The sequence below is a fragment of the Haloarcula salina genome (assembly GCF_049603855.1).
GTDB lineage: Archaea > Halobacteriota > Halobacteria > Halobacteriales > Haloarculaceae > Haloarcula > Haloarcula salina_A.
This window is the reverse complement of record NZ_CP187146.1, coordinates 497,889-511,167: the sequence shown is the minus strand read 5'-3', so window position 1 is coordinate 511,167 and position 13,279 is coordinate 497,889. Positions and strand designations below refer to the sequence as shown.

General features: G+C 69.5%; 13 protein-coding genes. 5 read left to right on the top strand and 8 right to left on the bottom strand.

Annotated features, from left to right (window positions below):
• Positions 1-21: 21 nt before the first annotated feature.
• Complete coding sequence (purQ, locus tag ACOZ4I_RS02570) at positions 22-699, top strand: phosphoribosylformylglycinamidine synthase I (RefSeq protein ID WP_424002722.1); 678 nt, start codon at positions 22-24, stop codon at positions 697-699.
• Between the two features lie 206 nt (positions 700-905).
• Here the strand turns inward: purQ and ACOZ4I_RS02565 are convergent, their stop codons facing one another.
• From ACOZ4I_RS02565 to arcS, 4 genes are all read right to left on the bottom strand, one after another.
• On the bottom strand, positions 906-1,982 hold the full coding sequence (locus ACOZ4I_RS02565) for an archaeosine biosynthesis radical SAM protein RaSEA (RefSeq protein ID WP_424002720.1): 1,077 nt from the start codon (positions 1,980-1,982) through the stop codon (positions 906-908).
• A gap of 38 nt (positions 1,983-2,020) precedes the next feature.
• Positions 2,021-2,437: a VanZ family protein gene (locus tag ACOZ4I_RS02560; RefSeq protein WP_424002718.1), complete on the bottom strand. Its 417-nt coding sequence runs from the start codon at positions 2,435-2,437 to the stop codon at positions 2,021-2,023.
• 37 nt (positions 2,438-2,474) lie between these two features.
• On the bottom strand, positions 2,475-3,416 hold the full coding sequence (locus tag ACOZ4I_RS02555; RefSeq protein ID WP_424002716.1) for a GIDE domain-containing protein: 942 nt from the start codon (positions 3,414-3,416) through the stop codon (positions 2,475-2,477).
• Between the two features lie 66 nt (positions 3,417-3,482).
• Positions 3,483-5,270 (bottom strand): archaeosine synthase subunit alpha, encoded by a 1,788-nt coding sequence (gene arcS, locus ACOZ4I_RS02550; protein ID WP_424002714.1) that lies wholly within the window; start codon positions 5,268-5,270, stop codon positions 3,483-3,485.
• A gap of 189 nt (positions 5,271-5,459) precedes the next feature.
• Here arcS and ACOZ4I_RS02545 point away from each other — a divergent pair, with 189 nt between their 5' ends.
• Both ACOZ4I_RS02545 and ACOZ4I_RS02540 read left to right on the top strand, forming a co-directional pair.
• Positions 5,460-6,782 carry an alginate lyase family protein gene (locus ACOZ4I_RS02545; RefSeq protein WP_424002712.1) on the top strand — a complete coding sequence of 441 codons (1,323 nt, stop codon included), beginning with the start codon at positions 5,460-5,462 and terminating at the stop codon, positions 6,780-6,782.
• 56 nt (positions 6,783-6,838) lie between these two features.
• The gene (locus ACOZ4I_RS02540; protein WP_424002710.1) at positions 6,839-7,714 is read left to right on the top strand and encodes an NAD-dependent epimerase/dehydratase family protein; all 876 of its coding nucleotides are present in this window, start codon (positions 6,839-6,841) and stop codon (positions 7,712-7,714) included.
• Between the two features lie 39 nt (positions 7,715-7,753).
• On the opposite strand, the gene tgtA is transcribed toward ACOZ4I_RS02540, so the two are convergent.
• Positions 7,754-9,226, bottom strand: a complete 1,473-nt coding sequence (tgtA, locus tag ACOZ4I_RS02535) for a tRNA guanosine(15) transglycosylase TgtA (protein ID WP_424002708.1) — start codon at positions 9,224-9,226, stop codon at positions 7,754-7,756.
• A 69-nt stretch (positions 9,227-9,295) separates the two neighbouring features.
• The gene (locus tag ACOZ4I_RS02530; RefSeq protein WP_424002706.1) at positions 9,296-9,553 is read right to left on the bottom strand and encodes a hypothetical protein; all 258 of its coding nucleotides are present in this window, start codon (positions 9,551-9,553) and stop codon (positions 9,296-9,298) included.
• Between the two features lie 141 nt (positions 9,554-9,694).
• Between ACOZ4I_RS02530 and ACOZ4I_RS02525 the strand changes: the two genes are divergently transcribed.
• On the top strand, positions 9,695-10,228 hold the full coding sequence (locus tag ACOZ4I_RS02525) for a hypothetical protein (protein ID WP_424002704.1): 534 nt from the start codon (positions 9,695-9,697) through the stop codon (positions 10,226-10,228).
• A gap of 87 nt (positions 10,229-10,315) precedes the next feature.
• Here the strand turns inward: ACOZ4I_RS02525 and ACOZ4I_RS02520 are convergent, their stop codons facing one another.
• Positions 10,316-10,861 carry an NUDIX hydrolase gene (locus ACOZ4I_RS02520; protein ID WP_424002702.1) on the bottom strand — a complete coding sequence of 182 codons (546 nt, stop codon included), beginning with the start codon at positions 10,859-10,861 and terminating at the stop codon, positions 10,316-10,318.
• Between the two features lie 93 nt (positions 10,862-10,954).
• On the opposite strand from ACOZ4I_RS02520, the gene ACOZ4I_RS02515 reads away from it, so the two are divergent.
• Positions 10,955-11,080, top strand: a complete 126-nt coding sequence (locus tag ACOZ4I_RS02515) for a hypothetical protein (RefSeq protein ID WP_424002700.1) — start codon at positions 10,955-10,957, stop codon at positions 11,078-11,080.
• A gap of 21 nt (positions 11,081-11,101) precedes the next feature.
• Here ACOZ4I_RS02515 and ACOZ4I_RS02510 read toward each other — a convergent pair whose 3' ends face one another.
• The gene (locus ACOZ4I_RS02510) at positions 11,102-13,210 is read right to left on the bottom strand and encodes a hypothetical protein (RefSeq protein ID WP_424004772.1); all 2,109 of its coding nucleotides are present in this window, start codon (positions 13,208-13,210) and stop codon (positions 11,102-11,104) included.
• Between the last annotated feature and the right edge of the window lie 69 nt (positions 13,211-13,279).

Genomic DNA, 13,279 nt, shown 5'->3' with positions numbered 1-13,279 from the left:
TTCCCACACGAGGTGGTCGCTGTGACCATCGCCGTTATCCAGTTCGGCGGGTCGAACTGCGACCGCGACTCCGTCCAGGCGCTCGAATCGCTCGGCTTCGAGGCCGAACTCGCCTGGCACGAGGACGGCCTCCCCGCGGGCGTCGACGGCATCGTCCTCCCCGGCGGCTTCTCCTACGGCGACTACCTCCGTGCCGGCGCGATGGCCGCCCGCTCGCCGATCATGGCCGAGGTCCGCGAGGCCGCCGACGGGGGAACGCCGGTGCTCGGCATCTGTAACGGCGCACAGATCGGCTGCGAGTCGTCGCTGACGCCCGGCGCGTTCACGACCAACGAGAGCGCTCGCTTCCAGTGCGAACACGTCCACCTGCGCGTCGAGAACGCCGAGACGCCCTGGACCAGCCAGTACGACGAGGGCGAAGTCGTCGAACTGCCCATCGCTCACGGCGAGGGCCGCTACGAGATCACCGACGACCGCCTCGACGAACTGGAGGCCGACAACCGCATCCTGTTCAAGTACTGCGACGCGGACGGCAACGCGACGCCGGAAGCGAATCCGAACGGCTCGAAACACAGCGTCGCTGGCGTCACCGGCGAGGACGACCACGTCGCCGTCATGATGCCCCACCCCGAGCGGGCGACGCTCTCGGACCTCGGCCGGACAGACGGACAGGGCGTGCTCCGCGGGTTCGCCGAGTAACGCCGCTCGAATCGAGAGACCGATGGCTCACGAGTGCTGTATCAAGGGGAGAGGGACCAGCGGAGCGTGTGACAGTGCCCGACGGCCCCTGTAGACAGTTAGACGGTGGAGCGGTATAAGCGCACGCTTACCGCGGTGAAAGTGAAATCGAGCTGATTGGCGCTTGGTATCGTGCTGTGGCGGCGATTCAAGATCTGCCCGAGCGCTCAGCGCGCGAGCGGCAGCGAGTAGCTCCGCTCGCGGGTCAACACGGCGTCCCACGTCGCCTCGCACTCGCAGGACACCTGCTCGAACACCGACGGGTCCTGTCGCAGGTCGAAGTCCTTGATGGCCCGCTGGACCCGGTCGTCGCACTCGCCGCAGTTGTGCGGGCCGCGGTCGCTGCCGTGTCCGACGGGGTCGGAGACGACGATGACGTCCTCCTCGGCGGTCGATTCCAGCACTGCGGCGACCGACCAGAGCCACGGCGGCCGGTAGCCGCCGTCGTGGTACAGCTCCTCGACCATCGTGTAGCGCTGGACGTTACAGGGGTTCATCGAGACGGTGTGACAGCCGTCGACGGCGGCACACCGGCGCACCGACCGCTTCATGTCCTCGACGGCCTCCGACTCAGAGAGGAACGGCGGCTTCATCAGCAGGTAGGCCTTGACGCCAGCGCCGGCGTCCCGCGCGGCCTCGCAGGCGTCCTCGAAGTCGGCGAAGTCGAAGTACTTGTTCACGCAGTCGTGGCGCACCCGGTCGGTCGCGGTCTCGAGGCCGACCGCCACGTCGGTCTCCAGCCCCGCGTCGACGAAGTCGCCGACGGTCTCACGGTCGACGAAGTCCGGCAGGGACTCGACGACGATGCGGTCGCGGTCGGCGAACGTCTCCGCGATGGCCTGTCGCGTCTCGGCGGGGACCTCGCGCTCGTCGAGGAAGCTCCCGGAGGTGTAGATCTTGATGAGCCCCGACGGCTCGTCGGCGTTCTCGGCCTCGTGGTCGAGGCAGTGCTGGATCTGGGCCATCAGGTCCTCGTGGGCGACGCTGCCGCCCTCGACGCTCTCGGCGACGTAGCCACACATCGTACAGCCGCCGGCGCGGGCCCACCGGCAGCCGCCGGTGTTCAGGATGATGGTCAGGCTCTGGTAGACGCCGTCGGGCGTGTTGTCCTCGTCGAGCCAGACGCGGGTCGGCTCGCGAGGGTCGTACGTCGAGTCGTTACGCGACCGGATGTCACGCATCACGGCGTTGTGGGCGTCCATGCCCTTGCCCTCCTCGTAGACCTCGGGACTGGGCTTGCTCATTAGGGCGGGGTAGCTGATGTGTGCGTAAAGCCGCTTCGTTACCGCCGGGCGAAAGACTCCGTGCCGTCCGCAGCGGTGTCGGCGCGCGCGAGGGCCAGCCACAGCACGCCGGCGAGCACCGCCCCGATGCCGTTGGCGAGGAAGTCAGCACCGCTGAGGCCGCGAGACGGCACGAGCCCCTGCAGGAGTTCGACGCCGGCCCCGTAGCAGACGGCGACCGCCGCGAGTGCCGCGACGAGCGGTACCGAGCTGGCGCGACGGGCCCACGCGAGCAGCGCCGTCAGGACTCCGTAGCTCAGCGCGTGGACCCACTTGTCGAGGGCGATACCGAACAGCGCGGGGACCTGCTCGCTCGCGCCCTCGGGGACCGGGGTGAGCGATGTGACAAGCAGGACGAGAGCGAACCCGGCCGCCGGCAGGTAGCGTCGGTATCGGCGGAGAGCCGACCGTTCCATACCGGTGAGAGGGGGTCTCGGCGGATAAGTCGGGCGGTCACGGGCCGACGCCGAACAGGCCGGTGAGCCCCCAGAGCCCGACGGCGACGCCCACGAGGCCCCCGCAGGCGTACAGGAGGGCGCGGTTCCGATACCGGGTCGCGGCGGTGGCGAGCGACCCGACGGCGACGTGGGTGTGGTCGCCGGCGACGACGAGGGCCTCCTCGGACCGGGTCGCGGTCCCGGTGACGGCGGCGTGGTCACCGGGCGCGAGCAACGTCTCCGTGTACCGGCGCTGCTTGTCGCCGTGCATCCGCTCCACGTCCGGGTCGGGCGTCCCGAACGAGTCAGGCGGGCGTTCGTCGGCCGCAAATCGCAGCGTCCGCTCGGCGGCGAGGTCCACGGTCGCACCCGTCGGGTCGACCGCGAGCGGACCGCTCCCGTCGTCTATCTCGAAGGGCACGCCGCCGACACCGCCGGCGACAGTCGCCCACCGCTCGCGCTGGCCGGCGGCGCTCGCGCCGTGCGGGTCGAGGACCTCGACTGACCACGACCAGCAACAGCCCTCGCGACCCGTCACGGGGGCCGTCGCCGTCTCGGTGTCGGTCACCGGGCCGGTGCAGGCGACCGTCCCCGACGTGACAGCGCCGGTCGGCGCGTCGTTGGTCGGGTGAAAGCGCCGCCAGCGACGGCCCTGTCCGTATCCCGCGCCGAGACCCAATAGGCCGAGCAGGAGCGGGACGCCGAACAGCGTGACGACGAACCCGAACCCCCTGATATCGCCACCGAGGGCGAACACGTTCACGTCGCCGAGAGAGCCGAAGCCGACCACGACGCCGAACGAGGCGACGAACGCGGCCGCGACCCACCGCGGCGTCAGCCCGCGCTTCCGGAGCGCCTGTCCCGGTGCGGCGGCCGCCTGGTAGTACGCCAGCGCCCCGACGAAGAAGAGGACGACTGCGGCGAGGACGACGAGATACAGGCCGAGCGCAGCAGTCATCGATAGTCAAGCGCTACCGCGACCCCAAGAGTGTCGCGGTGAGCCGCGACCGGGCGTCTGGACCGCTCACCGCTCTTCGACGTGGCGCATCTGGACGGCGATGCCCCGCGTCGAGGACCGCATCTCCGGCCCGCTCATCTCGGCGCGGCCGACGCCGAAGGCCGCGTCGCCCCGGACGACCACGTCGTCGCCGACGCGGATGTCGTCGCTGGCGTCCGTGATGCCCGGCGCGAGGACGGACCCATGCGGGACGAACGGCTCGATGTCGACCGCTTTAGTCGGCACGTCGCTCTCGACCCAGCGGCGCGCCCCGGCGGTGGTCAGCGAGAGGACGCCGTACTGCTGGGCCAGCGTCGCCAGCTGGGTCCCGTCGCCGTCCTCGGCGCGCAACTGCGGGTAGCGGCCCGCCGTCGAGAGGTCGTCGAACAGTTCGTCGCCCGCGCCCGCGCCGAACTGGTAGTCCGCGACGGCGCGAATCGTGTTGTGCTCGCGCTCGCGCTTCGGGTAGCGGTCCCATCCTTCCAGCTCCGCCGCGAGATTGCCGAGCGAGTCGGCCGTCGTCGGGTGGTCGGTGACGGTGAACGTGAACTCCCGGCCGAGCGAGTCGGCGACGCGCTCGCAGATGTCGCGGTAGCCCTCGCCCGGAACGTGGGCGATGATTTCGGGATACTCAGCGTCTTCGAGATAGCGTTCGAGGACGCGGCTGACGAACTCGATCTCGTTGGCCGTCCAGCGCCCGGTCACGACGGAGTCGTAGTGCTGGGCGGGGTAGGTGAGTTCGAGTTCCTGCGGGACGACGCCGATGGGCGAGGTCATCGAGACGACGTGGGCGCGCCACTTGATGGCGTCGTGGTACTGCTTGTGGCTCTGGGAGTCGCTGTAGGGCTTTCGCGCGGAACAGGGGACGAGCACGAGCGGCCGGTCGTCGAAGCGGGGGACGTAGCGGTCGGTGACCAGCTCGGCGAAGCGCTGAATCTCGACCCGACGGAGCGAGTCCTCGCTGGCCGCCGAGAGGTCGGCCCGGCGAATCAGCGGCGTCCGCTCTTCGAGGTAGCCGTACTGCTGGTCAAGTCGGCGGAACGTCGCCGTGAGCCAGTTGTCCTGCCGGGCCTGGCCCTCGACGTAGTCGCGGAGGCGGCCGTCGCGGATGCGGCGGCGGACCCGTCGGAGTTCCGCGGCGAGGGCGTTGACGTTGTGCTCGACGCAGTCCTCGCGGTCGAAGTCCTCGCGAGGGGTCTGACAGGCCGGACACGAACAGGGGAGCTCGTCGAGGTCTTCGAGGAAGTACGCCTCGTCGGTCGTGAGGTAGCGGCCCTCGGTCCCGCGGACGACGGCGCGGTGCGGGTCGACGAGGTCGACGCCAGCGTAGACGAGCGTCGCGACGTTTCGCGGCGTGGCGACGCCGGGGAGGTAGAGCGCGGTGTCGGCGGGCGTCGCCTCCCTGACGGCGGTCACGGCGTCGACGAAGGCCGAGGCGTGGCCGACGTAGCCCGGCGCGCCGGCGAGGACGGACACGTCACACGAGTGGCCGGCGGCGGTGTCTGGCGAGACGACCGCTGCGCTCGGAACGTCAACGTCGGGGTAGTCGACGGCGAAGGCGTCGGCGACTTCCTCTGGCGTGCCCGCCGGGAAGCCGCGGTGGGGAAGCACCGTGATCCGCGACTCGTCGCCTGCGGGGACCTCTCGCTCTGTGGCCCAGTCGCTCCCGGCGTCGTCGAGGACGCGGTGGCACGCGCCCGGCGTGTCGGCGTCCACGTCGTCGACCAGCGCCGGCGTCGTCACGGACTCGGCGAGTCGGAGCTCGCCCAGCCGCGCGGCGCTGTCGCGCTCGTGGACCTCGAAGTAGTCGGTCATGCAATGGCGTCGGCCGCGCGCGACCAACTATCTTGCCTTTGGGCCGACCGGCGCGCGGACACCACGCCGTCCCGGCCTGACGGCGATCCGCGGCGGGCTTCGGGAAGCCGCCGTCGGTCGGTTAACCGGTTCTTAACTAACCGTACGGTGGGCGTGACTCCGGGCGTGCAGAGCCCGACACGAAGAGAGATGTTGCTCGCGCTCTCCGGCGCGACTGCCGCGCTGGGCGGCTGTTCGACAGGGTTGTCCTCCGACGACGCGAACGCGGATTCCGCCTCCCAGACGACACCAGAGGGAGAGCGGTCGACCTCGGTCCAAGAGCAGTCGACCGCGTCACAGAATCTGCCGCCAGGTAGCCCCGCGATGTTCGTCGACATCGACACGCTCGCGGCGATACGGTCCCGAGTCGAGCGCGGCGACAGCCCGTGGTCCACCGCTTACGAGGCGTTCATGTCCGACGTCCGCGAGGCGATGGACGCGGCGCCCGAGAGCGTCACCGACAACGGAGACGGTCACGAGTTCAAGACGAAAGGCCCCAACGACCCCGAGGAGCGCAAGGACTACGTCGCCGCGATCAGGACCGGCGACCGGATCAGAGACCTCGGTCTCGCCTACCGCTACCACGAGGAGGACCAGTACGCCGAGAAGGCCGTGGAACTCCTCGACCACTGGTTCCTGAACGCGGAGACGCGGATGGCCCCGGTCGTGACCAACAGCATCGAGCAGTTCATCACGCTCCCGAAGATGTGGTGGGGCGCCGAACTCGTCCGCGGTCACGAGGCCTGGGACGACGGCGACGTGGGGACCGAAGCCGACCTGCAAGAGTGGATTCGGACCTTCCTCGACGACGTTGGACACGAGGTCGAGACCTCGATGGGCCAGCAGAACATCTTCAACTGGCAGGAGATGGCCCAGGCCGCCGGCGCGGTGTACTGCCGGGACTGGGACCGCTTCAGGACGGCCATGCAGCGCAACCGCGAGGTCGGCTTCACCCAGCTCCGGGAGGACGGCCTGCTGGAGAACGAGATCATCCGCGCGTCGAGCCTCGCGTACTCGCTGTACGCGGCGAAAGCGCTCGTCACCGCCGCGGAACTCAGTCGGCTCTACGCCGACAAGCTCGACGGCCCGACGCTCTACGAGTACCAGAAGTTCGACGGCGACGACCGGAGCGCGATCGAGTTGATCCTCGACGCCCACGCACCGTACGTCGCCGACCCCGAAGCGTGGGAGGCGCTGGGCGAGGGCGACAGCGAGGTGTTCGAAAACGTCCACGGGTTCCCCGCCCGCAAGCAGGAGGCCGCATCCGCCCTGTACGAGGTCGCGTACTCCTACTACCAGAAGGAGGCGTACCTGGAGGCGGTGAAGGTGAGCGGCCAGCCGGTGAAGAACGTCCCGACGTACGTCTCGGCCCAGCAGGTGGCGATCGACGACCCGGGACGCCCCCACCGCGACGAGCGCATCCTCGGCTGGACGACGTTCTCCCACGGCGAGCGGTTCCGGCTCGACCTGTAGGCCGGCGCGCGTTCGAGGACCACCACGCTTTGGACGACCGCGCTCCCAGCGAGCACATGAACGTAGCCGTCACCGGCGGTCGGGGGAACTCCGGTCGCTGGATCGTCGACCGCTTCGCCGCCGACCACGACGTGACCGTGCTCGACCGAAACCTCCCGGACGGTGCGGGGCACCCGGCCGTCGACTACCGCGCGCTCGACCTGACGGACGCCGGGAGCGTCTTCGACGTACTGACCGCGCTCGCCCCCGACGCGGTCGTCCACTGGGCGGCCATCCCCGTCGCGGGCAACCACCCCGGCGTCGACCTCTACCGGAACAACACGCTCGCGGCCCACAGCGTCCTGACGGCGGCCGGTCGCGTCGGCGCGGACGTGGTGCAGGGCTCATCCGACGGCGCGTACGGCTTCTTCTTCGCCGAGGAGACGCCGCTCCCTGACGAACTGCCGATCACCGAGGCTCACGCGCTCCGCCCCGAGGACGACTACGGCCTCTCGAAGGTCGTCACCGAAGAGATCGGGAAGACCATCGCGCGGCGGGACGGCGTCTCCGTCGCGTCGATACGGCCCTCGTGGATACAGGCCCCCGGTGAGTACCACTGCCGGGACGACGACTACGTCGAAGACATCGCGGCGGGAGCCGGCAACTACTGGTCCTACGTCGACGTTCGCGACGTGGTCGACCTCGTCGAGGCCGCGCTCGCGGCCGACCTCGACGGCCACGAGGCGTTCAACTGCGTCGGGCCCGACAACGCACTCGGCCGCCCGCTGACGGAGCTCCTGGGCGAGCACTACGGGGCGGTCCCCGAGGACTGCACCGTCGAGGGCGACGCGTCGGCCTACTCGACCGCGAAGGCCACCGAGCGACTCGGCTGGGAGCCGACGCGCTCCTGGCGCGATGCGGCCGACGAGGACGTTCCGGAGCCGACGGTCTGAAGGTGACGTGCGGGACGGGTCGGCGTGGGAACGCCCCGCTCACTCGTTCGCGTGCAGGTCACGCACTCGGACGCGGTCGGGGACGCGGTCGAGCGCCGTCACGGGCCAGTCGTCGTGGAGCAACGTGAACGACACGTCGGGGTGCAGGTCGACGAGGCGAGCGACGCCCGTCGCCGCGGCCTCGTGGGCCGCCCGGTCGGTCCGGTCCGGAGTTTCGGCGGTCAGGGGGTACGTATCGGCCAGTTCGCGCGGGTAGGGCCCGAACGGCGGGAGGACGCCCCAGGACTCGTCGTACTGGTTGCTGGAACTCCCCTCGGTGAGCAACACGTCGTCGCCCTCGACGGGGAGGCGGGCCAGTCGCTCGTGGTGGCGGCGGACCTCGGGCCGGCGTGCGGCCTCGGCCGAGGTGTAGAAGAACGCGTCTTTCGAGACGGGGTCCGTCCGCTCCAGTTGCTCGGCGTGGTCCAGCAGCGCCCGGTAGCCGTCGAGCATCGTCGGGTGGCCGCGGGCGCGGCTGTCGACCAGTTCGAGGAGGTTTCCCGAGCGGATGGCCTGCCTGACCGTCCGAATCTCGCCGTAGGTGACGTGGAGGTTGTGCCGGGCCAGCAGTTCCTCGCGTCGGTCGTCGGCCATCGCTTCGAGGTCCGCCGGCGTGTGTTCGGTGCAGACCGGGCAGTGACACGGGAACTGCGAGAGTTCGTCGAGCAGTTCTGTCCCGCGGACCGTCAGATAGCGGTCGTCGCGGGCGTACAGCGCGTAGGCGGCCGAGTCGAACAGGTCGCAGCCGAGCGCCGCCGCCAGCGCGAACATCATGGGGTGACCCGCACCGAAGAGGTGGACCGGCCCGACTTCACCCAGACCCCGCTTGCAGGCGGCGACCACGTCGACGAGGTCGGCGTAGCGATACTCGTTCATCAGCGGGACGACGGCCCCGAGCGGGAACACGTCCAGCCCGGTCGCGGCGGCGTGCTCGGCGGCCCGCTCGCGCAGGTCCGGGTAGGTCGCGCCCTGAACCGGCGCGGTGACGAGCATCTCGCCGGTGTCGACCTCGGCCGCCCGCGCCAGTCGCTCCTGTGTGGTCGCCAGCTCCTCGGTGGCGCGCTCGCGGTCCACGTCGGGCGGCGTCGGGATGTCGACCGGCGTCCCGATGTCCGAGCCGATGTCGTGCTGGAATTCGAGTATCTCCTCGGTCGTCACGTCGATGTCGCCGTACTCGGCCAACTGGAACGATCCCGAATCAGTCATGATCGCGCCGGAGAAGTCGAGCAGGTCGTGGAGACCGCGCTCCAGGACCGGCTCCCGGAGGTCCTCGGAGCCGTGGAGGATGTAGCTGTTCGTGATGAGAATCTCGGCCCCGAACTCGGATTCGAGCGTCGCCGGGGCGACCGTCTGGACGTGGGGATTGACCACCGGCAGGATCGTCGGGGTCTGGACGGTGACGCCGGCGCGGGGCACCGTCAGTTCGCCCAGTCGGCCCGCGGCGTCGTACTGGCGGACCTCGAAGTGCGTCATTACCCGTCGTCGGCGGGCGGCGCGCCTAAGGGTTGTGTTCCCGCCCGCGAGAGCGCGCTGGTCGCGGCGCTACTCGTCGCTTCGCTCGTCTGGACCGGCGAGGAGTTCTCGCTGGGGTCGCGCGACCGTCCCCGACTCGTCGTCGGCGACGTACAGCTGGGCGTCCCTGAAGAGGTCGACGGTCTCGTCGCGAGACGCGTACGCGTCGTCGATCAGCCGGCCGACGATATCGGCCCGCGAGACGGGGCGGCCCGTCCGGCGGCGGACGGCGGCCCGGAGCTTGTCCAGTCGACGCGCGGTCGGCTCGTCGAGTGTGACGGACACCATGTGAAGATATAACATGGCAAATGGTTTCAATCTACCGTCGGCTCACCAACCAGAGTCTATGAGCGAAGTTCGTCAGCCACCACTCAAACAGAGTCTGTCACAAACTACTCAAGGATTCGCTCGGAAATCGCAGCAACACCAATGAGGAAGGCCCTCCTGACTGTAGTGCTGGTATCTATCGTCCTCTCCGGATGCACTACATTCAGTGACACTACCCGCGATTCGACGGCGACTCCTCACGCGACACCAGATTCGAACCAAACGACGCCATCTGAAGCACCCACATCAGCAGCGCTGCTCGATTCTGGAACGGCGTGTACAGACGGTCTTCAGGTGGGGTTTTGGGGTCTCATAGAACCCAGATTTTGGGGTCAGGATCGGGTTCGCATTACCTCCGAAGTGCCAGCAAATATGAGTGTGTTGTTCGTTGCATATGTAGACGATTCGATTGCGGGCGTCTCGGCAGAACAGACCCAAGAGAGGCCTGTCGTTAGCGATGGAGGCACAATCGAACTCGACGAACCGCGAACGGGTGAACACACGGTCACTGTCGTGGTTTTCAACGACACGAACGACAATCAGCGACTGGACAGAACTGTGGACGAGCCCTGTGAAAACGGGGGTGGTATCGTCCAGACCATGCCAAAGCGAATCAATTTCACCAGGTTTTCGTGATCGATTCGAACGGATCGAGTTCGGGTCGAACCGTTCCGCCAGAGCGGGTCGATTGCTGGCAGACCGCTCCAGGCGAAATGGTACCGCTCACCGCTCGAACAGCGCGTAGTGCATGATCCCCACGGCAGAGCGGCCGTCGCGGAGCGTGCCGTCGCGGACGGCGTCGAGCAGGGCGTCGAAGTCGGTCGTCTCGACGCGGATAGACTCGTTGTAGTCGAGGTCCTGGTCGTCGACGGGGGCGCAGCCGCGGGCGACGTAGTAGTGGAACGTCGAGTCGGCGTAGCCGTTGGCCGGTTCGGCGGTGTATAGGTGCGAGACCGAGTCGGCGGCGTAACCGGTCTCCTCCCGGAGTTCGCGGTGGGCAGCGGCGTCAGGGTCCTCGTCGTCTGGCTCGATCGACCCGGCCGGCAGGCCGCGGTTGACGCGGTCGACCGCCTGTCGCCACTCCTCGATGACGACCACGTCGTCGCCCTCGGTGAAGGGCAGGACGACGACGCTGTCACCCTCGCGCATGTAGTCGAAGTCGGTGTCCGTGCCGTCGGGGAGCCGAACGTCCTCGTGGACGACGTCGAACCCGGGGCAAGCGTAGGCGACCTCGGCGTCGAGCGTCTCCCAGGCGAGTTCGTCGGTCATACCGGCGCTGCGGACCGAAGCGACATACTCCTGACGGTACTTGCGTGTGCAAACAGCGAGGGTTCCCGTGGGGCCCACGTACGAAGGGTTACAATGAGACTCTCAACGGGCGTCCTCCTGATCGGCGCAGTCCTGTTCGCGCTCCCGGTCCCCGGCACGTTCATCGCCGGCGGACTGGTGCTACTGCTCGGCGGCCTCGCTCGCTGGTTCGACTTCTGACCAAGCAGGCAGCGCGGCGCGCTACAGTTTGTCCGCGTTCTGCGCCTGCTCTGTCCGCCGGTTCGCTTGCTCCAGGCGCTTTCTGGCGGCCCGGGAGAGCGGGTCCGACAGCGCGTCGCTCGCCTCGTCGAGACGCGTGGCCACGCGCTGGAGGCGGTCGGCGACGGCCTGGAGTTGCTTGTCCGCGTTGGCCCGGTCACCGGCCTCGGCTCGCTCGGTCGCTCGTCGCGCGGCCTCGACGACCGCCCCGAGCGCCCGTTCGAGTCCGGTAATCGCGTTCGCCGAACCGCCGCCGTCGGTCGCCTCGGCCGCCTGGGCAGCGACCGCAGCGCGCGTCTCCTCGGCGATGTCGGCGAGGAACGAGGCCAGCGACGCCTTCCCCGTGCGGGGGTCCTCGATGCGCGCGGCCGCGCCAGCGTCGGGGTCGGGATTCACCCGGAACGCGCCTATTTCGTCTGCGCTGTCCCGGACCTCCGCCGTGTAGGCCCCGCCGGCGTGGACGTACACCGCGTCCGGCCCCGACAGCGGCGCGTCGTACAGCCGGCCGCCGAAGTCGTCCTCGACGGCGAGATCGGTGAGGTCGTCGTCGACGGTCGTGGGGTCGACTTCCAGCCGGAGCGCGTTCTCGCGCGCCACGAGCGGAATCTCGCCGTCGACGCCCGCCCGCGTCGGGCCGCCGTCGGTCGCCTCGGGGACCGAGACCGTCTCGCTGTGGGGCGCGACGCCGGCCCCGTTGACGGTGAACCGGTGCTCGCCGGCGGGCACGTCCCGGACCACGGCCAGCCCCGAGAAGGTCGGGACGGCCTCGGGGTCGCTCTCCAGCAGGGCGACCGACTCGACCGACGTGTCCTCGGTCGTCACCCCCTCGCCGTCCGGCGCGTCGTCGTCCGAGACCGCCGCAGCGAGGCTCGCGACGACCGTTCGCACCGCGGCCGGCGCGCCGATTGCGTCGTAGCGCTCGGCCAGCGCGGCGCGGTGGTTCGGCTCCGTGATGTCCGCCGCCGGATTCTCGTACCGTGGCTGGTTCCACGGCGCACCCGTGGTCGTGATGTGGCCCGCGATAGCGTCCTCGGCAAACGACGGCACCGCGAACTCGAAGCTGAGTTGCGGGCCGGTGAAGTCCGCGATGTGTTCGATCTCGCCCGTCGACACGAGGTCGTACTCGATGTCGGCGTCGGGGTCGTCGCGCCCGGCGTGCTGGAAGACCAGTCCGGTCTCCCGCGTCGGCAGCGACGACGGGGGCGCGGCGAGGCTGTCGAACGAGCGCACCGTCAGTGCCTCGGGGACGAGGTCCTCCCGACCGACGGACGGGAGCCGGTCGTGTTCGTACAGCGGCGCGCCCTCGTACTCCGGCACGAGGTAGGGAAGCCGCGATCCCTCGTCGCGTGGAAGCCCGTAGGCGACCGGAATCGCCGCGATGTCCTCGATGGTCTCGATGGCGCTGTTCGTGATGTCGGCCAGCCGGTCGCCCTCGGGCAGCCGGCTGAAGCGGTCTGGCACGTCGTTGAGCGACAGCGCGCTGGAGTGCGACCCGAGCTCCGAGAGAATTCGCGGCACCATCTCCGGGTCCGGGTCGAGGAACTCGTTGTTCGGGACTTTGCGGGAGTGTGAGCTCGCGACGTACAGTTGCGGGTCCGCGGCGGACGCGTCGGCGGTTTCGCCGCCGCCCGATTCCCCGCCGGTGTCGACGAACACGTGCAAGACCTCCCAGTCGTGCCAGTGGAAGTTCGTCGTGAACTGGTCGAACGCCGAGTAGAACCAGAACTGGACGACGGCGAGCGGGGAGTCCGCGTACTCGACCGCGTGGTAGAACACCGTCGGATCCGGCGGCGCGTCCGCGGCGGCGCGCTCGTGGTAGCCGTCGAACGCGTCGAAGCCGTCGACGACGGTCTCGCCGTCCCGTTCGCTCGCGTACGGCCGCGGGTCGGTCGGAAACCACGGCTCGTGCCGATCGAAGTACAGCGTCGGCGCGAACCGCTCGGCGAGGGCGCGCGCCCGCTCGCCGTCGACCGGCGTCGCTGTCCCGTCGGGCTCCCCTTCGAAGGCCGAGCAGCCGGCCACCGAGGCAACTCCGGCACCGGCGACCGCCTGCAAGAGCGCGCGCCGAGAGAGCGAGTCGTCGCCGCTCATCGCCGACGGAGTCGCGTCACCGCTTCCGTCGGCTCCGACGCAACGCGACAGCCCCTCGCGGTCCGGTCC